At 42.7% G+C, this 18,133-nt stretch carries 20 protein-coding genes; 10 read left to right on the top strand and 10 right to left on the bottom strand.

All coding sequences use genetic code 11. From position 1 onward, the window contains the following. Window positions 1-4 precede the first annotated feature (4 nt). From lptB to rnk, 7 genes are all read left to right on the top strand, one after another. Window positions 5-730 carry an LPS export ABC transporter ATP-binding protein gene (gene lptB, locus M1F25_RS04985; RefSeq protein ID WP_004908261.1) on the top strand — a complete coding sequence of 242 codons (726 nt, stop codon included), beginning with the start codon at window positions 5-7 and terminating at the stop codon, window positions 728-730. Window positions 731-772: 42 nt separating this feature from the next. Then, complete coding sequence (gene rpoN, locus M1F25_RS04980; RefSeq protein ID WP_004258305.1) at window positions 773-2,218, top strand: RNA polymerase factor sigma-54; 1,446 nt, start codon at window positions 773-775, stop codon at window positions 2,216-2,218. 22 nt (window positions 2,219-2,240) lie between these two features. Continuing rightward, window positions 2,241-2,528 (top strand): ribosome hibernation promoting factor, encoded by a 288-nt coding sequence (gene hpf / locus M1F25_RS04975; RefSeq protein WP_004258306.1) that lies wholly within the window; start codon window positions 2,241-2,243, stop codon window positions 2,526-2,528. Between the two features lie 93 nt (window positions 2,529-2,621). After that, window positions 2,622-3,089 (top strand): PTS IIA-like nitrogen regulatory protein PtsN, encoded by a 468-nt coding sequence (ptsN, locus tag M1F25_RS04970; protein ID WP_004258311.1) that lies wholly within the window; start codon window positions 2,622-2,624, stop codon window positions 3,087-3,089. Window positions 3,090-3,208: 119 nt separating this feature from the next. Next, on the top strand, window positions 3,209-4,060 hold the full coding sequence (gene rapZ, locus M1F25_RS04965; RefSeq protein ID WP_004258318.1) for an RNase adapter RapZ: 852 nt from the start codon (window positions 3,209-3,211) through the stop codon (window positions 4,058-4,060). 5 nt (window positions 4,061-4,065) lie between these two features. Further along, window positions 4,066-4,338: a PTS phosphocarrier protein NPr gene (npr, locus tag M1F25_RS04960; protein WP_004258320.1), complete on the top strand. Its 273-nt coding sequence runs from the start codon at window positions 4,066-4,068 to the stop codon at window positions 4,336-4,338. Between the two features lie 214 nt (window positions 4,339-4,552). Beyond that, a complete protein-coding gene (gene rnk / locus M1F25_RS04955) occupies window positions 4,553-4,963 on the top strand; it encodes a nucleoside diphosphate kinase regulator (RefSeq protein WP_004908251.1) in 411 nt (136 codons plus the stop codon). A 133-nt stretch (window positions 4,964-5,096) separates the two neighbouring features. Here rnk and pmbA read toward each other — a convergent pair whose 3' ends face one another. After that, on the bottom strand, window positions 5,097-6,437 hold the full coding sequence (gene pmbA, locus M1F25_RS04950; RefSeq protein ID WP_181489382.1) for a metalloprotease PmbA: 1,341 nt from the start codon (window positions 6,435-6,437) through the stop codon (window positions 5,097-5,099). A gap of 185 nt (window positions 6,438-6,622) precedes the next feature. Between pmbA and yjgA the strand changes: the two genes are divergently transcribed. From yjgA to M1F25_RS04935, 3 genes are all read left to right on the top strand, one after another. Continuing rightward, window positions 6,623-7,168, top strand: coding sequence for a ribosome biogenesis factor YjgA (yjgA, locus tag M1F25_RS04945; RefSeq protein ID WP_004258329.1), 546 nt, complete (start codon window positions 6,623-6,625; stop codon window positions 7,166-7,168). Window positions 7,169-7,341: 173 nt separating this feature from the next. Continuing rightward, window positions 7,342-7,575 carry a hypothetical protein gene (locus tag M1F25_RS04940; protein ID WP_094961512.1) on the top strand — a complete coding sequence of 78 codons (234 nt, stop codon included), beginning with the start codon at window positions 7,342-7,344 and terminating at the stop codon, window positions 7,573-7,575. Beyond that, a complete protein-coding gene (locus M1F25_RS04935; RefSeq protein ID WP_004258336.1) occupies window positions 7,572-7,901 on the top strand; it encodes a low molecular weight protein tyrosine phosphatase family protein in 330 nt (109 codons plus the stop codon). Before M1F25_RS04940 ends, M1F25_RS04935 begins: the two co-directional genes overlap by 4 nt. Here M1F25_RS04935 and M1F25_RS04930 read toward each other — a convergent pair. The 9 genes from M1F25_RS04930 to mreD form a co-directional block, all read right to left on the bottom strand. After that, entirely contained in the window at window positions 7,898-8,485 is a 588-nt protein-coding gene (locus tag M1F25_RS04930; RefSeq protein WP_094961511.1) for an RBBP9/YdeN family alpha/beta hydrolase, read from the bottom strand. The two genes, M1F25_RS04935 and M1F25_RS04930, sit on opposite strands and share 4 nt — an antisense overlap. Before the next feature lie 60 nt (window positions 8,486-8,545). Further along, on the bottom strand, window positions 8,546-8,833 hold the full coding sequence (locus tag M1F25_RS04925) for a barstar family protein (RefSeq protein ID WP_004258345.1): 288 nt from the start codon (window positions 8,831-8,833) through the stop codon (window positions 8,546-8,548). Window positions 8,834-8,846: 13 nt separating this feature from the next. Then, a complete protein-coding gene (locus tag M1F25_RS04920) occupies window positions 8,847-9,335 on the bottom strand; it encodes a ribonuclease domain-containing protein (protein ID WP_004258351.1) in 489 nt (162 codons plus the stop codon). Window positions 9,336-9,444: 109 nt separating this feature from the next. Further along, on the bottom strand, window positions 9,445-10,890 hold the full coding sequence (gene tldD / locus M1F25_RS04915; RefSeq protein WP_110591211.1) for a metalloprotease TldD: 1,446 nt from the start codon (window positions 10,888-10,890) through the stop codon (window positions 9,445-9,447). Between the two features lie 5 nt (window positions 10,891-10,895). Beyond that, window positions 10,896-11,747, bottom strand: a complete 852-nt coding sequence (nit1, locus tag M1F25_RS04910; RefSeq protein ID WP_004258360.1) for a deaminated glutathione amidase — start codon at window positions 11,745-11,747, stop codon at window positions 10,896-10,898. After that, window positions 11,747-15,538 carry an AsmA2 domain-containing protein YhdP gene (yhdP, locus tag M1F25_RS04905; RefSeq protein WP_181489380.1) on the bottom strand — a complete coding sequence of 1,264 codons (3,792 nt, stop codon included), beginning with the start codon at window positions 15,536-15,538 and terminating at the stop codon, window positions 11,747-11,749. The genes nit1 and yhdP overlap by 1 nt, the downstream gene beginning before the upstream one ends. A gap of 12 nt (window positions 15,539-15,550) precedes the next feature. Next, on the bottom strand, window positions 15,551-17,020 hold the full coding sequence (rng, locus tag M1F25_RS04900; protein ID WP_004258373.1) for a ribonuclease G: 1,470 nt from the start codon (window positions 17,018-17,020) through the stop codon (window positions 15,551-15,553). After that, complete coding sequence (locus M1F25_RS04895) at window positions 17,017-17,604, bottom strand: Maf family protein (protein ID WP_096864402.1); 588 nt, start codon at window positions 17,602-17,604, stop codon at window positions 17,017-17,019. The genes rng and M1F25_RS04895 overlap by 4 nt, the downstream gene beginning before the upstream one ends. Window positions 17,605-17,639: 35 nt before the next feature. After that, complete coding sequence (gene mreD, locus M1F25_RS04890; RefSeq protein WP_004258382.1) at window positions 17,640-18,128, bottom strand: rod shape-determining protein MreD; 489 nt, start codon at window positions 18,126-18,128, stop codon at window positions 17,640-17,642. Window positions 18,129-18,133: the final 5 nt, after the last annotated feature.

Raw genomic sequence — 18,133 nt, 5'->3', positions numbered from 1 at the left:
TGTTATGGCGACACTAACCGCTGAAAATCTAGCTAAAGCCTATAAAAAACGTAAAGTCGTTGAAGATGTCAGCTTGGAAGTTAAATCAGGTGAAATCGTTGGCTTATTGGGGCCAAATGGTGCCGGTAAAACAACGACCTTTTATATGGTGGTGGGTATTGTTCAGCGGGACGCTGGCAAAATTATGATTGATGGTGAAGATATCAGCCTTCTACCGCTGCATGAACGTGCGCGCCGCGGAATTGGCTATCTTCCTCAAGAAGCCTCAATTTTTCGCCGCCTCAGTGTTTATGATAACTTAATGGCTGTGTTAGAAATTCGCGAAGATTTGAGTTCCCAACAACGTAAAGAACGTGCTGAAGAACTGATGGAAGAATTTAGTATTACTCATCTTCGCGACAGCATGGGGCAGTCGCTATCTGGTGGGGAACGCCGTCGTGTTGAAATTGCTCGTGCACTTGCTGCTAACCCAAAATTTATTTTATTAGACGAACCTTTTGCGGGTGTTGACCCTATTTCCGTCTTAGATATCAAAAAAATTATTCAGCACTTAAGGGATTACGGCCTCGGTGTGTTAATCACCGACCATAACGTGCGTGAAACCTTAGATGTGTGTGAAAGAGCCTATATTGTCAGCCAAGGGCACTTAATTGCTCATGGGTCACCAACCATGATCTTAGAGAACGAGCAAGTAAAACGTGTATACTTGGGTGAAGGTTTCCGGTTATAAATTATCGTGTTGTCATTTTTTTAGGGAGATTAAAGCAGATTCATGAAGCAAAGTTTGCAGCTTAGAGTCAGTCAACAACTTGCAATGACCCCTCAATTGCAGCAAGCTATCCGCTTGTTGCAGCTGTCTACACTTGAGCTTCAGCAAGAAATTCAACTCGCCTTGGAAACAAACCCACTGCTTGAGCAAGAAGAATTAAATCCCGAGACTGAATCTATTGACTCCCTGAATGAAAATGCGGATACCAGTGAGCTTGATACCAAAGATGCGCTCGAAAACCATGATATGCCGGATGAGCTCCCTTTAGATACTAATTGGGATGAAATATATACGGCAGGAACGCCGTCAGGCACCAGTAATGATTATAATTTTGATGAACTCCCTGTTTATCAAGGTGAAACTACGCAAACATTACAAGATTACCTGACGTGGCAAGCTGAACTGACCCCTTTTACTGACACGGACAGAGCAATAGCTACAGCTATTATTGATTCAATAGATGATTCCGGTTACCTGACAACAGCCATTTCTGATATACATGAAGGGATTGATAACCCAGAGATTAGTATTGAAGAAGTCATTGCTGTCCTAAAACGTATTCAGCATTTCGACCCATTGGGTGTCGCAGCACAAGACTTAAAAGAGTGTTTATTAATCCAATTGTCACTCTACCCTAAGGAAACTGATGGGCTACAAGATGCAAAGCTCATTATCAGTAATCATATTGATTTATTGGCTAACCGTGACTTTCGTCAGTTAGGGAAATTAACTCGTTTAAAAGAAGATGCCCTAAAAACTGCGATAGACTTAATTTTAACGCTGAATCCAAAACCAGGCCAATCCATCAATACTGGGGAGTCGGAATACGTTATTCCAGATGTTTTAGTGAAAAAAATCGCAGGGCACTGGCAAGTTGAATTAAATACAGATAGCATCCCTAAACTAAGTATTAATAACCATTATGCTTCGATGCTAAACAATTCAGCAAATGAAGATGATTCTCAATATATTCGTAGTCATCTACAAGATGCAAAATGGCTGATTAAAAGCCTTGAGAGCCGCCATGAGACACTATTAAAAGTCGCGACTTGTATTGTAGAACAGCAACAAGAATTCTTTGAGCTGGGTGAGGAACACATGAAACCGATGATACTGGCCGATATCGCCTATCAAGTGGACATGCATGAATCAACTATCTCACGAGTGACAACTCAAAAGTTTCTCCATAGCCCACGAGGCATTTTTGAGTTGAAATATTTTTTCTCCAGCCATGTCAATACGGACACAGGTGGCGAAGCCTCCTCAACCGCAATTCGAGCATTGGTGAAAAAACTGGTTGCTGCTGAAAACCCAGCAAAACCATTGAGTGACAGTAAATTGACGAGTATGCTTGCAGAACAAGGCATTCAAGTCGCTCGCAGAACTGTTGCTAAGTATCGAGAATCGTTATCCATTCCGCCCTCTAACCAGCGTAAACAACTGGTTTAATTGATAAAATAAGGAAGATTGTATGGAATTTCAGATTACTGGACACAATATTGAAGTTACTCCTGCATTGCGCGAGACTGTTGAGAAAAAACTCAAAAAATTGGAGCAATTGTTTGATCGCATTAACGGTATCCAAGTTGTCTTGAAAGTTGAAAAAGTTCAGCAAATTGCTGAAGCAACCGTGCAAGTTAATGGAGCGGATCTCCACGCATCAGCGGAAGAAAATGATATGTACGCTGCTATAGATATACTCGTAGACAAGCTGTCGCGCCAATTAACCAAACATAAAGAAAAACTGAGACAACATTAATGCATTGATGCGGCTTATTAATTAGCCGAATAATGTTTCAAACCAGATGGTGGGATACACCATCTGGTTTTGTAGTCCTAAGTGAACAATAAAATGAATAGTGATATAGAAATCCAGTTAAACGTTGTTTTATCATCAGCCTGTACACGTAATAATATTGTGTGCACGAGTAAAAAAAGAGCTTTAGAAATTATTAGTGAGCTGGCTGCCGTTGAATTGGAATTACCTGAAAATACGGTATTTGAAGCGTTATTAACCAGAGAAAAAGTTGGCACAACAGGTATTGGTGGTGGTATTGCCATTCCTCATGGAAAGCTGAATGAAGGTGAAAGTAGCCGTGCTGTCGGCGTCTTTTTACATCTAGAGGAACCCATTGCTTTTGATGCAATTGATAATCAACCTGTTGACTTGCTTTTCGCCTTACTTGTGCCATCTGACCAATGTAAAACGCACCTGCATACGTTGTCGCTTATCGCCAAAAAACTAGCCGATAAAACGCTCTGTAAACGCCTACGCAGTGCACAAAGTGATGAAGAGCTATACAGCATAATTACAGAGTAAGTGATAAATTATGTATCTTGCCATATGCAAATGATATTGTTATGGTTTCTAAATAATATTAATTGGCAAGTACTGCTTTTCAAGAAACTCATTATTAGGAAACAAAAGGGAGCAAGCTCATGGTGCTGATGATAGTCAGCGGCCGTTCCGGTTCGGGGAAATCCGTTGCCTTACGTGCGCTGGAAGATATGGGTTTCTATTGCGTAGATAACCTACCGGTTGTATTACTACCGGAGTTAGCGAATTCACTGGCTGATCGTAACATTTCAGCAGCGGTTAGTATCGACGTGCGTAATATGCCCGATAATCCAGAGATTTTCGAAGAAGCGATTGATAAATTGCCTTCAACCTTCTCTCCTCAATTGTTGTTTCTAGATGCTGACCGCAACACGCTTATTCGCCGTTACAGTGACACTCGTCGGTTGCACCCACTTTCAAGTAAAAATCTTTCACTTGAGAGCGCAATAGATGAAGAAAATGAGTTACTTGAGCCTTTACGCTCTCGTGCTGATTTAGTCATCGATACTTCTGAAATGTCCGTTCATGAATTAGCTGAAATGCTAAGAACACGTTTGATGGGCAAGCGTGAGCGTGAACTGACAATGGTGTTTGAATCCTTTGGTTTCAAACATGGTATTCCTATTGATGCCGATTATGTATTCGATGTACGGTTTTTACCCAACCCACACTGGGACCCGAAATTGCGCCCGATGACAGGCCTTGACCGGCCAGTCGCTGCATTCTTGGATAGGCATACTGAAGTCCATAACTTCATCTATCAAACTCGTAGCTATTTAGAATTATGGCTGCCGATGTTAGAAACCAATAACCGTAGCTACTTAACTGTTGCAATTGGCTGTACGGGAGGTAAACACCGTTCCGTGTATGTCGCAGAGCAACTTGCCGACTATTTCCGTTCCCGTGGTAAAAACGTGCAGTCACGCCACAGAACATTGGAAAAGCGCAAATAACAGCAATGACAGTAAAAGCCACAATAACGCTCAAAAATCGGCTTGGAATGCATGCAAGGCCTGCTATGTTACTCTATGATTTAGTTAAACAATTTAACTCAAGAGTTATTTTGCGTAATAATAATCAAATTGAGGCTGAGGCCGATAGCGTTATTGCGATGTTGATGTTAGACTCAGAACAAGGCAGTAAGATTGATATCGAAGTTAGCGGCCCAGATGAAAACCAGGCCTTGTCCGCAATTATCAACCTATTCGAAAACAGGTTTGATGAAGAATAGCTGATATCGCTGATGAAAAGCAGCTGAGTTTCAAGCTAGCTACTGATAATATCAATCAGTAGATTTTTATCTAGGCAGGCTTAGAGATCGTGATCATGATCTCTTCCCTTTAAAGCGTATAGCGCCTAATATTTTAAACAAACTTATTTCTAGCGACACCCCCTACCTTATGGGTGGGGGGTGTTTGCTTTGTATGTCTCTATTGGAGTGTGGTATGACAAAGCCAACAATTATTATCAATGATTTAGATGCTGAACGTTTAGATGCACTGATGGAACAGCCGGCTTATGCGGGCACACCAGTTGCCGAAGCGCTCAATGATGAACTTGACCGTGCAGATATCTTAAGCCCGCAAGAGATCCCTGCGGATGTGGTCACGATGAACAGTACCGTTCGCTTTTTGGATTTAATCAGCAACGAAGAACGCACACGCACCTTAGTTTACCCTGCGTCCCTGAAAGATAGTGCAGAGCAGCTGTCTGTTATGGCACCGATTGGGGCAGCTTTGTTGGGATTGCATGTAAACGATGAAATCAGCTGGGAACTGCCAAACGGTGTTCAAACGCGTGTTCGCGTACTGGAAATCGTTTATCAGCCAGAAGCGGCTGGTGAGTTCCACCGTTAATCATGATAACGGCTGAATTAAGGAAGGCTTAGCGAAAAAAGTTTTATTTAAAAAACTCAGGTAAGTCCTCTGACATATTCAGGCACTCAATTGAGTGCCTTTTTTGTTGCCTTTAAATGGGCAGAGTAGAAACCTACTCCCCGGCAATACTCATTTCTGGGATCAGTACCGAACCACACTGAATATTACTGCGAGTTTCAATATCATCAGCGATAGTAACCATATTCGCCCACATCTCTTTTAGGTTACCAGCAATGCTAATCTCACTCACAGGATACTGAATTTCACCGTTTTCGACCCAAAAACCTGAAGCCCCACGAGAGTAATCACCAGTGATACCACTAACCCCTTGTCCCATTAATTCAGTAACGACTAGCCCTGTTCCCATTTGTTTCAGCAATGCTTCGAATGAAAGCCCTTGCCCTGCAATACGCCAGTTATGGATGCCTCCAGCATGCCCAGTACTTTGTAAACCCAATTTTCTTGCAGAATAGCTGGTCATTAACCACGTTTGCAAAACGCCATTTTCGACAATATTGCGCTCACAAGTGCGTACGCCTTCGCTATCAAAAGGTGATGACGCCAACCCGCCCATTAAATGGGGTTGCTCATTGATAGTTAGCCAGCTTGGTAAAATTTGCTTTCCTAAGCTATCGAGTAAGAAAGAAGATTTACGGTAAATACTGCTGCCACTAATGGCACCAACTAAGTGACCAAATAGGCCTGTTGCCACTTCTGCAGCAAAAATAACAGGGGCTTTCATTGTCGGTAATTTACGTGGCGATAAACGAGACAAAGTACGACGAGCACACTCCTGCCCAACCCACTCAGGCGACTGTAATGCCCCTAAGCTACGGCCAATCGTATAAGCGTAATCACGCTCCATTTCACCATTTTGCTCAGCAATCACACAACTTGACATCGAATAGCGGCTTGAACAATAGCTTTGCAGCATGCCATGGGAGTTACCAAATACACGAACCCCGTAGTGCCCATTAAAGCTACCGCCTTCCGTATTCACAATGCGGGAGTCTGCATTTAATGCTGACATTTCCGCAATCGACGCTAAGCGGATCGCCTCTTCAGGAGAAAGTTCGCTCGCTTGAAACAAATTGAGGTCTGGTGCTTCAAAAGCCAGCAAAGATTTGTCTGCCGGCCCTGCACACGGGTCTTCTGAGGTATAGTTAGCAATATCAATTGCCGCCTGAACAGTCCGTTCAATAGCTTCAGGGCTTAAATCTGTTGAAGACGCACTGCCTTTACGTTGTTGATAATAAACAGTGATCCCTAGCGCTCCATCACTGTTAAACTCAACATTTTCGACTTCCCCTTGGCGGGTACTTACACTAATCCCAGTGCTTTTGTTTACTGCGACTTCCGCAGCATCACAACGTGTTTTAGCAAATTCTAATGCGTGCGCGACGGCTTCTTCGAGTTTTTTACGTTGTTCGGTGACTTGTTCAGTTACACTCATGCTTTAGTCCAATCAATAATGTGGGGGAAACGTGATTTTCTGCCCTAACAAGCAAATGCTAGGTAGTCATAGAGGGGTTTTCCCAGTTACAATATATAATAGATGAATGTTAACACTCACAACACAGTAAATCATATTAATTACGCGTAATTAAACCACTGTGTTCGGTAAAAAGGAAAATCGATATGGCCAAACAGCCTGATGACTGGCTGGATGATATCCCAGCGCCGCAAGACGAAGAAGACGAGGAAATCATTTGGGTCAGTAAAAGCGAAATTAAACGCGATGCTGAGATCCTCAAAAAGTTAGGGGCTGAGCTCGTTGATTTAAGTAAAAGTGAATTAGAACGCATCCCGTTAGATACTCAATTACTTGAAGCCATTGAACTTGCCCAAAAAATCAAACGTGAAGGCCGTCGCCGCCAATTGCAATTGATTGGTAAGTTATTACGTTCACGTGAGGTTGAGCCCATTACTGAGGCTCTGGACAAGCTTAAAAACCGCCACAACCAGCAAGTGGTAATTTTACATAAACTGGAAGACTTACGTACCCGTTTATTAGATGGCGGTGATGAAGTCATTGAAGACGTGGTTGCCCTGTTCCCACAAACAGACAGGCAACAACTGCGTGCATTAGTCCGTAATGCAAAAAAAGAGCGTGAAGGCAACAAACCGCCGAAAGCTTATCGCCAAATCTTTCAATATTTGAAAGATCTCTCTGAAATGGCTTAATGAATTATCCCCTATGCTACGGCTAGGGGATTTTTCTTTGTAAATTAAGCAATAATCTGAAAAAGCCAGAAGCGTGTTGATAGCGCTGCCGAAACAACCTATCATGCCATTGTTAGACATACTCTGACCCGTATTATCGCGGCTGCTGAACCCCGATAAATAATGAGGAAGATATGGATAATACCCGAAATAGAGCATGGCGCAGAGCCAAAGCTCGAATCAATAAATCCCGTGATCAACTAAATTCACGACTAGTTGACTGCTATACACCTGAAAAAAACTGGAAACAAATGTACGGCCGTAGCGAAAAAATGATCCGTGCAGCCCAATTAGGTATGGCATACCCGCAAGTAAGTAATATACAGCTTGCCCGTATTAGCCTTGAAGAGATACACAACAACTCGTGAATATTTTATTCATTTGCAGTAAAAACCAATGGCGTAGTCCAACCGCTGAACAGATCTGGCGCAACCATGAAAGTTGGGTCACCCGTTCAGCGGGAACGAGCCGCAATGCGAAGCGCCCTGTTAATGCGGATTTAATCCGCTGGGCAGATGTAATTTTTGTGATGGAGCAAAAACATAAAAACCGCTTAAAAGCAGATTTCCCCCGCCTTTTGGAATACAAACCGCTTCATGTTTTGGATATTCCTGATGATTACCCATATATGGACCCAGAGTTGATTGAAATACTCAAAACCAGTGTGCCTAGTATTCTTACCAACCATAACTAGCTAAAATGCGTTTTGATCGTATCAAGTAGTGTTTTGAACTCAGTATAGCCTTCTCTATCAAGGAAATGCCCAGCAGATTCCTCAATAATAACCTGTGTTTTTAAGGCCTCTGCCAATGCTTTCGAAGACCCCGGCGACACAATTTCATCATTGGTTGATATAATCGATATTCGATTATTTGCCACTTTTATGAGTTCGTCATAATTCAATGGTTCAACGGTGTGAGGCTGTAATTCAGGCAATGTAGGCTGTTCTTCGTCAAACCCTGATACCAATACATAACCTGCCACCGATTGCCCTGCATGTTGAAGAAACCGCAATGCAGTAACGCAACCTAAGCTATGGCCAATCAAAATCGTATTTTCATCAATATCAAAAGGTAAATGCTGCAAGCGCTGCTGCCACCTTTCAGGGTTGGGGGCTAAAGAGTCAGGCATGGTGGGGACGTTAACAAAAGCGCCTAAGGCTTCAAGCTCTGATTTCAACCATGGAAACCAATTTTTTTCAGGGGATGCCGTGTAACCATGAACAATAAGAAATTTTTTTTCTTTTAGTGGAAATGCAGTGCAAGTAACGTTATTCATCCTAAAGACCCCTATCAGCTCAGTTATCTTATTTAGACTTTACCATGAGTGATAGGAATATTAGTTAGAGCTTTTTGTTATATCTAAAGCAAAAATAAACTCTTCTTCCCACATGTCTTGTGCGTCATTCATCACATCAATAACATCTGCGAATTTTATACGCTGTTCCGCGCTCATATGTGAAAACGTGATGGTTACAGGTAACTCAATGCCTGCGGAAACCATGTCCCACAAAGCATCAAGATTATGACCAAACCAATCAGGAAGGGAAAATTGTTGAGCAAATTGGTCATAAAAATCATTCAATGAGTTTATTTGCCTAAAATCAAAGCTTACCTGTTTGCTCATCACGGTATTTCCTTTAATTGACTTGTGTAAAGCTCTTATAATGGTCATGAGTCACAAAAATCATCCCATCTGATGAGTATAGCAAACGGTCCGCCCCGCGATGACCACAGCGATAATTAATGTCTGCTTCAAACCATTGGCGTCCTTGTGCAATGGGTAAACTTTTCTCACGGTTAGAAAAACGGTCGCCGCCAATCGCTCTTCCAGGTAACACATCGCAAAGGTTACCTTTTTTCGCATCCCATCCGGCTTCACGGGCTTGTTTTTTCGTCATATAGAAAGCGGGAAGTTTTTGATATTTTTCCATAAAACTAACCACGTTATCTTGTGCAGTTAGCTTATCAATCGGTTGTGGTGTTTCTTTTGGCGTTATCGCTTCACGAGAAGGTGGATTGCTTTGATTAACGGATGGTTCAGATGGTGTTTTATCTCCACCATTAAAATACAGGCTAATCACAATCAAAATAGCCATCAATACGACAGGTAAAAAACGTTTATTCATAACACCTCAGTTGTTTTGTGCTTTGCAGGCACACAATCGCCCTAGTCACAACACCGACAAGAAGTTGTCACCAGGGCGAGCAGAGCCTAGTTTATATCGCCAAGAACGATTATGCGGTACCGCCAACAGTCAGTTTGTCCAGTTTTAATGTAGGTTGGCCTACACCAACAGGGACACTTTGGCCTTCTTTGCCACAAACACCAACGCCTTTATCTAGCGCTAAGTCATTACCAACCATTGAAATCTGCTGCATAGCTTCAACACCCGAGCCAATTAACGTCGCTCCCTTCACAGGAGAAGTAATCTTACCTTTTTCAATCAGGTAAGCTTCTGATGTTGAAAATACAAATTTACCTGAGGTGATATCTACCTGACCACCACCAAAGTTTGGTGCATAAATGCCTTTATCCACACTCGCAATAATTTCTTCTGGCGTTGATGTACCTGCTAACATGTAGGTATTGGTCATACGCGGCATAGGTAAGTGCGCATAAGATTCACGACGTGCATTACCTGTTGGAGCAACTCCCATCAGGCGTGCATTCAGTTTATCTTGAATATAATTACGTAAAATACCATTTTCTATTAGGACGTTATACTGCCCAGGTACCCCTTCGTCATCAATGGCGAGAGAGCCTCGACGGCCCGCTATCGTGCCATCATCCACCACAGTGCACAGAGGTGATGCCACTTGTTCGCCTATTTGACCTGAAAAAACAGAGGTGCCGCGACGGTTAAAGTCACCTTCTAAACCATGGCCTACCGCTTCATGCAATAGAACCCCTGGCCAACCAGCACCCAGCACAACCGGCATCATTCCAGCAGGCGCTGCGATCGCTGACAAATTCACCAGCGCCATACGCACCGCTTCACGTGCATATTGCTCAGCAACCACTTGCCCTTGGTGAATTTCCAAGAAATATTCGTAACCATAACGGCCACCACCGCCACTTGCACCGCGTTCGCGCTTACCGTCATGTTCCACCAGCACGCTGACTGACAAACGCACTAACGGACGAACATCTGCCGCCAAAGTGCCATCTGTTGCGGCGACTAGCACTTGCTCATAAACACCCGTTAAACTGGCATTGACCTCGATAACACGTGGGTCTTCTGCGCGTGCAACTTGGTCAACACGATGCAGTAAATCAATTTTTTGTTCCCGCGATAAGCTTTGTAGTGGGTCTGCTGCTGAATACAGTTTTTTATATTCAACATTAGTTAAAATTTGTGATTTACCAGAGCCTTGCTCATTCACAATACTGCGTGCTGCGGTCGCACTTTGTGTCAGCGCATGTAGCGAAATTTGGTCTGCGTAAGCAAAACCGGTTTTTTCACCACTGACTGCTCTCACACCAACACCTTGGTCGATATTGTAAGAGCCATCTTTGATGATCCTATCTTCAAGCACCCATGATTCATGGAAGCTCGATTGAAAGAACAGATCCGCATAATCCAGATGGCGCTCAGATAACAAACCTAAAATGTCATACAGATTTTCTTGCCCAAGGCGGTTGGCGGCCAGCAAATGTTCGCTGACAGAAACTAAACTCATATTCGTTACTCTTTGGTTTCTTTTTTAATCAAGGATGTCAATTGCGGTCTAAAGCGGTTATGTTTCACCACTTTGATTTGCTCTCGCATGACACTCAAGCTGTCCGTTTTAATATTCAGTACCGTAGACGCGACTGCATCCACGTTCTTTTTCATCACTTTACCCCACCCATCAACCGCAAGGCTGTGCCCCCATGTGCGACGTGTGCCGTGCACACCGACTTGAGCAGGCGCTAAAATATAGCATTGGTTTTCTATCGCACGGGCACGTAATAACGGCTCCCAATGTGCTTGCCCGGTGTAACGAGTAAATGCCGCTGGTACAGAGATAATTTCTGCGCCTTGTTCACGTAATGCTTGGAATAAACCAGGAAAACGTAAATCATAGCAAATTGTCATGCCAAGACGGCCAACTGGTGTATCAACGACAGTGATATGTTCACCGCGTTGATAAATCACAGACTCGTTATAAGTGCCTTGCTCGTCTTCGATATTGACATCAAACATATGAATTTTATCGTAGCGAGCTTTAATATTTCCTTCAGAATCAAATAATAAGCTACTACTCGTAATACGTTCAGGATCTTCACGGCTAATCATTGGCATTGAGCCAATTAAAATCCAAACATGATAACGTTTGGCCATTTCGCTGATCGCACTTTGCAAAGGGCCTTTTCCTTGCTCTTCCGCTTGTTTACGATAAGTCGCCGCATCCGCAAATAACAATGCATTTTCAGGGGTCAGTACTAATTCAACAGTCTCTGGTAACTGTTTGATCTGTTGTTCGATTTGCGCCAAATTGTGTTTAGTATTATTTCCGCTACATAACTGCAAAAGTGCAACGTTGCCATTTTTCATTACTCTTGAGTCTCCTTCAGTTGACGTAATACTTCATCAATTTTCGGCTCGTCCAAACTACCTGTTACTCGGTAACGAATAACGGAAACTTTACTCCATAGTGGACCGAGCACTTTCGTTGCCGCAAATACGGCAGCGCCTGCAAATGGGTTTACTACAAACGCGGTTGCTACTCCTACTGTAGCAGATATTTCCGGTGTAATGACGGCTTCAACATTAATTTGGCGTTTAACGAGGTCAATTTGACCATTAAAAGCGATATCTGCAACTAAACCATCAACATAGGTATTTTTCGAAACCAGTACACCATTTTTAATGGTCGCATCACCTTTAATGGAGTCAAAATCAAAGTCATCACTAAATGTATCGCTAAAATCAAATCGTAGTTTACGCAACAGGGCATCAAAACTGACTAGACGCAATATTTGCCCGGCACGACCACCGCCCATTTGTGCAATCGCTCCTTTGCCCAATTTTGCAGACATTTTACCATTTAAAGAGGCGATATCTGGTGACCAAGGCAAATTAGCCCAATTTAAATCAAATTCAATAGTATAAGGTGATTGGATAATGGGAACCAATATACCAAAATACGCCGCCGTTTCGTCAAAAGCTTCACCGGTTAATGAACCTGCAATTTGTGTTTTATTGCCTTTTTCGCTGTTCCAAATAGCATCTAACTTTAATTTCGTGACGCTGTTATCTAGCGTGCCATCTGTCAGTTGCAATAAAGTGCCTTTAGGTTGGATATTAGCGCTAATTTCCCCTAATTTCTGCCCAGCGACCCAACACTCTTTACAGTGAAACTGGAACCGCGGCCATTGGCTAAAATCGATTTGTGTCGTAGCAAGGTCATTGATTTGAGTACTAGAGGATTCACTAGGGTTGTAATACAAATAATCAATGGCGACCTGCCAAGGCTGTGAAGCAAAGATTTGTAACGAACCTTTTAAGTTTTCACTATTGATACTGACTAATTGCTCAGCCCGTTGTAAGTCATAGGAAAAATTTACTGCATTCCATTGCTGCCCAGCGAGGTAAATTGATGGAATATTGACCTCAAGCATATCAGGTAAACCAATATTCATCCCTCCTTCGCGGCTATGGGATGACACTAACAACCCGGCTAATTTCTCCCAGTTCATATCGGTAATAGGTGGCAAATCAACAACAAAAGTTGCATTTTTAGGTAATTCAGGAATACCATCACGCCATTGAGCAACATGGGCTTTTAATAAGCTTAAAGGCTTACTACTCAGCCCCCATTGAGTATTAAAACCAATGCGCTTACCGATATCACCACCAACCACCAACTGTTCTGTTGTTCCTTTAGCCTGAACATTAATTTGCCCAAGTTCGGCTAATAGAGCGTTATCAATAGCGGGTAGCTGGCTTTTCAGTTGTTTTAGCCCTGCGCTAACGTCTATTTGTAAGCCAACAGGTTCTTTTGCTGTATTCGGAATAGTGATCGCAACTTGGCTTTTCCAGTTAGTGGTTCCTGACACCTTTTGCTTAATCTCAGCAGGCAACATTGCCAACTTATTCACCGCCCAGTTTCCGCTAACATTCACATCCACTAAATAATTTTTTGCTTGATCTGTAGTGGTGAAATCAACAGTAATGGGCTGTTCAAACCAATGGCCTTGCAAGTTTTCACCGCGTAAATCTCCATTGTTAAACTCAAAACTGCCCGTTAAAGCGGAAATAGTGCTATCAATTGGCTGAATGTATAAATCATTTTTATTGAGATTAACTTTCCCTTTGGCAAAAACATCTTTACCCGCCACCAATGGAATAGATAACCCTAATTGGCCATTAACAGTCCCCCCAATTTGTAACTCTTCAAGCGTATCGCCAATTGAGTGGTTCATCGGGGTATGCACAAAATATTGCTGGATTTGTTTTCCAGTTCCACTGATGTCTGCATTGATATACAGCATTTCTTTAGTGTAATCAGGGATGTTCGCATCAAGGTTGGTTGCTGTGGCATCCGCTAATTTCACGCTTGGCGCATGCATATATAACCCTGCACGCCTAAAGTCTAAGTTCATATCTAAGTTCAATAACGCAGGCCATTCACTGTCATATTCGAATGTTGCATCACGCAAAGGGACATAAACTTGGAATTGCCCATCATTGTTATCATAGGGGAAATGAGCAGGGTCGCCTTTATAGACTAAAGTCGCATTATCTACACTACCGGCAATAATCGCTTTCGTCAGGTAATCGGCCACATCTTGGCCCATTAATTTTTGAGGGAAATAACGCCATGCATCCCCTGCATCATCTAAACGGATTCCGGCAAGAATGGCGAGATCGGCATAATTTCCTTTTTTCGCTTTTGCGTAACGAAACTCACCATTTGCCCAAAGAGACTGAGCTTGTAGCTCTAATGATGGGCTCCACAACTTAAATTCACTGGCATTATTGACCCAATGGAACTGACCTGTTGCCGTTTTTATCGAGAAAGGCGCTTTAAATTCATCACGATAGTCAACTTCACTATCTTGTAAGCTAACGGTGGCGCTACCACTTTGCATCCCACCGATTAAAACACCTGAAAAGTGATTAACTGAAGGCAGCTCCTTCCATTTTTTCCAGCTAACATTTTGCCAGTCCATGTTGATTTGTACGTTTTCAGGCATATTTTGCGTGATATCAAGCGCAAATTCACTCACTACACCAGTTGGTTGGCGATGTTGCCAATCCTGTACCATTTCAGGCGTTAAAAAGGAAAAAGTGGGTAAAATTTCACTTAAACGTTCAAGTTCAATATCTTTTGCACGGATGCGCCAATGGTCATTATCTTGGTATTTTTTGCTGGCAGGCAAATACAATACAGAGGCGCTCCCTCGTGGCCAGATAAACTCATTGGTTTTCAAGGTATCAAGCTCAGGAATGTTAAATAACCACCCATTTCCCTGCCTTTTCATTCGCAAAAGCAAATCATTGACTTGCAAGTTTTGCGCTAATTCGCCGGTTCCCCAATTGGCTTCCCCTTGCCGTAATTGAATAAGGCCGCTATCAATCCGGTTATTTTTCAGTGTTACCCAAGAAGACAGGCTAAAATTTGCGTCCCGTAATGACGTGTTATCCCGTAGCCAGCGGCTAAGCCATGGCTGCATATCAATATTATCCGCTTGCAAATAAAAAATACCGTCGCTTAACACGCCATTTTTATCTGACACATCAAGCTTTACTTGCAGATAACCATGCTGCTTATTGATGGTTTCAAGACTAACAAAACCTTGAGCGCGATGCCTGTCGTTATCGTTGAGCCAAGAAAGTTCAGGCAAAATCAGCGTCGTTTTTTGTTCTGAAGGTGTGAGGAAGGTTAATTGGCTTTCTTTTAGTACAAAATGGTCAAATTGCCTTAAAAATAGCTCTTCAATACCATCTAAAGACTGCCCTTCCGAGGAATCGCCAAGGCTGAAAGGGACTTTGTGATCAACATTTAACTGGTAAAAGGTTAAGTCACGAAAACGCCAGCGCAGAGAAAATAACGAGCTCCAAATATCTAATTCAACCGTAATAGTATTCGCTGTAATATCGGTAGTTTTATTCTGTAAAACGACATCGGACAACGTCAGTACAGGGCCAAAAGATTGCCAAGCCCCTTCAATTTTACCAATTTGTACCGATACATCGGTCTTTTTTTCAACGTAATCGATCAGGTCTTGCCGATAGTTGTCGATATTTGGCAGAAGAAAACGCAGCCCTGACAGCACTAATGCGCACAGCAATAATATAACCGCAGTCGTCACCAGTGCTACACGTGGCAGTCGTCTCACTCAAATCTCCTTTTACATCATTACGACATCAAAACGTTCCTGACTGTAAAGAGGTTCAGTCTGAACTTTAACTTGCTTTCCAACAAAAATTTCAACTTCTGCAAGGGCGTGTGACTCATCCCCTTTAAGGACATCAACCACCGCTTGGGATGCATAAACTAAGAACCTATCTGCATCGATAGTACGGTGAACACGAACTATTTCACGTAAAATTTCATAACATACCGTTTCTACCGACTTAACGGTTCCGCGCCCTTGGCAAGTCGGGCAATCATCACATAATACGTGTTCTAAGCTTTCTCTTGTACGCTTACGCGTCATTTCGACTAAGCCCAGTTGCGAAAAACCATTAATGGTTGTTTTAACTTTATCTTTACTCAATGCCTGCTCTAATGACGCTAATACACGGCGGCGATGTTCCGGGTCAGCCATATCAATAAAATCAATAATAATAATGCCGCCTAAGTTGCGTAAACGCAGTTGCCTTGCTATCGCTTGGGTTGCTTCGATATTGGTATTAAAGATAGTTTCTTCAAGATTACGGTGCCCAACAAATGCGCCCGTATTAATATCAATGGTCGTCATGGCTTCAGTTTGGTCTATAATCAAATAACCACCTGATTTTAGCTCCACTTTTCGGTCCATTGCTCGCTGAATTTCGTTTTCAACGTCAAACAAGTCAAATATCGGCTGATTCCCTTGATAGAGTTCGAGCTTAGCTGTCATTTCTGGCACATACTCTTCGATAAATTCTTGTAATTGAGTATAGGTCAAACGAGAGTCAACACGAATGCGATCAAGGTGAGCGCCGGCAAAATCACGAATAATGCGGTAAGCAAGTGCTAATTCACCATAAATTTTAGTGCGAGTCACATTGCGTTTTTTTCGTTCAATCACTTTTGCCCACAGGCGTTTTAAGAATGCGGCATCCTGTTTAACTTCCTCTTCCCCGACCCCTTCTGCTGCCGTACGAATGATAAAGCCCCCATTTTCATCACAATACTGTGAAACACACTCTTTTAGGCGTTCTCTTTCATCTTCACTTTCAATACGTTGTGAAACTCCCACATGGGAAGCTCCTGGCATAAAGACCAAATAGCGAGAAGGGAGTGTAATATCCGTAGTTAGGCGAGCACCTTTGGTACCAAGGGGGTCTTTAACAACTTGGACGATTAAATCTTGTCCTTGCTTAACGAGCTCCGCAATATCCCTGACATGAAAGTTTTTTTGTTCATCACCCGCAATACATTCCGTATGAGGCATAATGTCAGAAGCATGCAAAAAAGCGGCTTTATCTAGACCAATATCAACAAAGGCCGCCTGCATTCCCGGTAAAACACGGCTCACACGGCCTTTGTAAATATTCCCTACTAGCCCTCTTTTTGCTTCTCGTTCAACATGAATTTCTTGTAATATCCCACCATCAATATAAGCAACGCGCGTTTCAGATGGCGTAATGTTTACTAATAGTTCCGCAGTCATGACTTCCCCTTACCATCACTTAACGCTAAAAATCGCTGAATTAGCTCGTCTGTTTCAACCAGTGGTAAACCAACAACCCCATGGTAGCTGCCATTAATTTTACGTATAAAACGCCCACCAATTCCTTGTATTCCATAAGCGCCTGCCTTATCCATTGGCTCACCAGATTGTATATAGTCCCGTATTTCGATTAAAGATAACTCGCGGAATGTCACATCTGTCACAATTAGTGACTGCATTGTCTGTTGACGGTTGGATAAGGCAATAGCCGTCATGACTTGATGGGTTTTTCCTGATAATGCACTTAGCATCTCTTCTGCGTGCTGATTATCTCGCGGTTTTTCTAAAATTTCCCCTGCGAGAACAACGATTGTATCTGCGCCCAAAACTGGTTGATTATCGGGTGCAATCGCAACACCAGCTAAAGATTTATCTCGTGCAAGACGTTGAACATAGTCTTGAGGCAACTCCCCCTCCTGCCACTGTTCTTCTACCTCTGGACGTAAAACCTCAAAGGTATAATTAAGTTGCTGAACAAGTTCACGTCGACGGGGTGAGCCGGACGCAAGATAAATTAAACACATAAACTGTATTCCCAGTCAGACCGACAACTAACACCCTAACATACTGAAAATTGCCGACGAATTTTACGTAAAAGCAAAAAGAGCCATGGCCATAGAATACCATTCACTAAGCTATTCCAAAATACTTGCGGGTGGAATAATACTTGTGATGATAGAAATTCAGCCCAAAAAACAGCAAGATCTTGAATGATAGTGAGTAACATAATCACCAGAGCTTGCTGCCACAACGCCATATTACGCAACAATTGGTGTTTATAAGAGACGAGATAGCAAATAATGCTAAAAGAAAGAGCATGCACTCCCAGTGCAGAGCCCTGAATGGAATCTACGATAATCCCTAAAATAAAACTCGTACCAACACTCACTCGGTGTGGTAATGCCATCACCCAATAAGTGAGAATCAACAGAAGCCATGATGGCCGGTAAAAACTGAGTTGTTCCGGCCAAGGCATGACTTGTAAAATCAACGCAATAAAAAACGATAACCAAATGATGGCACGGCCATTTCCGCGATACTCATCCATGCTAA

It is taken from the genome of Providencia sp. PROV109 (assembly GCF_033681625.1).
GTDB lineage: Bacteria > Pseudomonadota > Gammaproteobacteria > Enterobacterales > Enterobacteriaceae > Providencia > Providencia hangzhouensis.
Note: the sequence above shows the minus strand (reverse complement) of the source record. Positions and strands in the feature narration are given on the sequence as shown.

Bases quoted from the DNA above. Each gene is read 5' to 3' on its own strand.
- lptB (WP_004908261.1), top strand. From the start codon at position 5: ATGGCGACACTAACCGCTGAAAATCTAGCTAAAGCCTATAAAAAACGT.
- rpoN (WP_004258305.1), top strand. From the start codon at position 773: ATGAAGCAAAGTTTGCAGCTTAGAGTCAGTCAACAACTTGCAATGACC.
- hpf (WP_004258306.1), top strand. From the start codon at position 2,241: ATGGAATTTCAGATTACTGGACACAATATTGAAGTTACTCCTGCATTG.
- ptsN (WP_004258311.1), top strand. From the start codon at position 2,622: ATGAATAGTGATATAGAAATCCAGTTAAACGTTGTTTTATCATCAGCC.
- rapZ (WP_004258318.1), top strand. From the start codon at position 3,209: ATGGTGCTGATGATAGTCAGCGGCCGTTCCGGTTCGGGGAAATCCGTT.
- npr (WP_004258320.1), top strand. From the start codon at position 4,066: ATGACAGTAAAAGCCACAATAACGCTCAAAAATCGGCTTGGAATGCAT.
- rnk (WP_004908251.1), top strand. From the start codon at position 4,553: ATGACAAAGCCAACAATTATTATCAATGATTTAGATGCTGAACGTTTA.
- pmbA (WP_181489382.1), bottom strand. From the start codon at position 6,437: ATGAGTGTAACTGAACAAGTCACCGAACAACGTAAAAAACTCGAAGAA.
- yjgA (WP_004258329.1), top strand. From the start codon at position 6,623: ATGGCCAAACAGCCTGATGACTGGCTGGATGATATCCCAGCGCCGCAA.
- M1F25_RS04940 (WP_094961512.1), top strand. From the start codon at position 7,342: ATGGATAATACCCGAAATAGAGCATGGCGCAGAGCCAAAGCTCGAATC.
- M1F25_RS04930 (WP_094961511.1), bottom strand. From the start codon at position 8,485: ATGAATAACGTTACTTGCACTGCATTTCCACTAAAAGAAAAAAAATTT.
- M1F25_RS04925 (WP_004258345.1), bottom strand. From the start codon at position 8,833: ATGAGCAAACAGGTAAGCTTTGATTTTAGGCAAATAAACTCATTGAAT.
- M1F25_RS04920 (WP_004258351.1), bottom strand. From the start codon at position 9,335: ATGAATAAACGTTTTTTACCTGTCGTATTGATGGCTATTTTGATTGTG.
- tldD (WP_110591211.1), bottom strand. From the start codon at position 10,890: ATGAGTTTAGTTTCTGTCAGCGAACATTTGCTGGCCGCCAACCGCCTT.
- nit1 (WP_004258360.1), bottom strand. From the start codon at position 11,747: ATGAAAAATGGCAACGTTGCACTTTTGCAGTTATGTAGCGGAAATAAT.
- rng (WP_004258373.1), bottom strand. From the start codon at position 17,020: ATGACTGCGGAACTATTAGTAAACATTACGCCATCTGAAACGCGCGTT.
- M1F25_RS04895 (WP_096864402.1), bottom strand. From the start codon at position 17,604: ATGTGTTTAATTTATCTTGCGTCCGGCTCACCCCGTCGACGTGAACTT.
- mreD (WP_004258382.1), bottom strand. From the start codon at position 18,128: ATGGATGAGTATCGCGGAAATGGCCGTGCCATCATTTGGTTATCGTTT.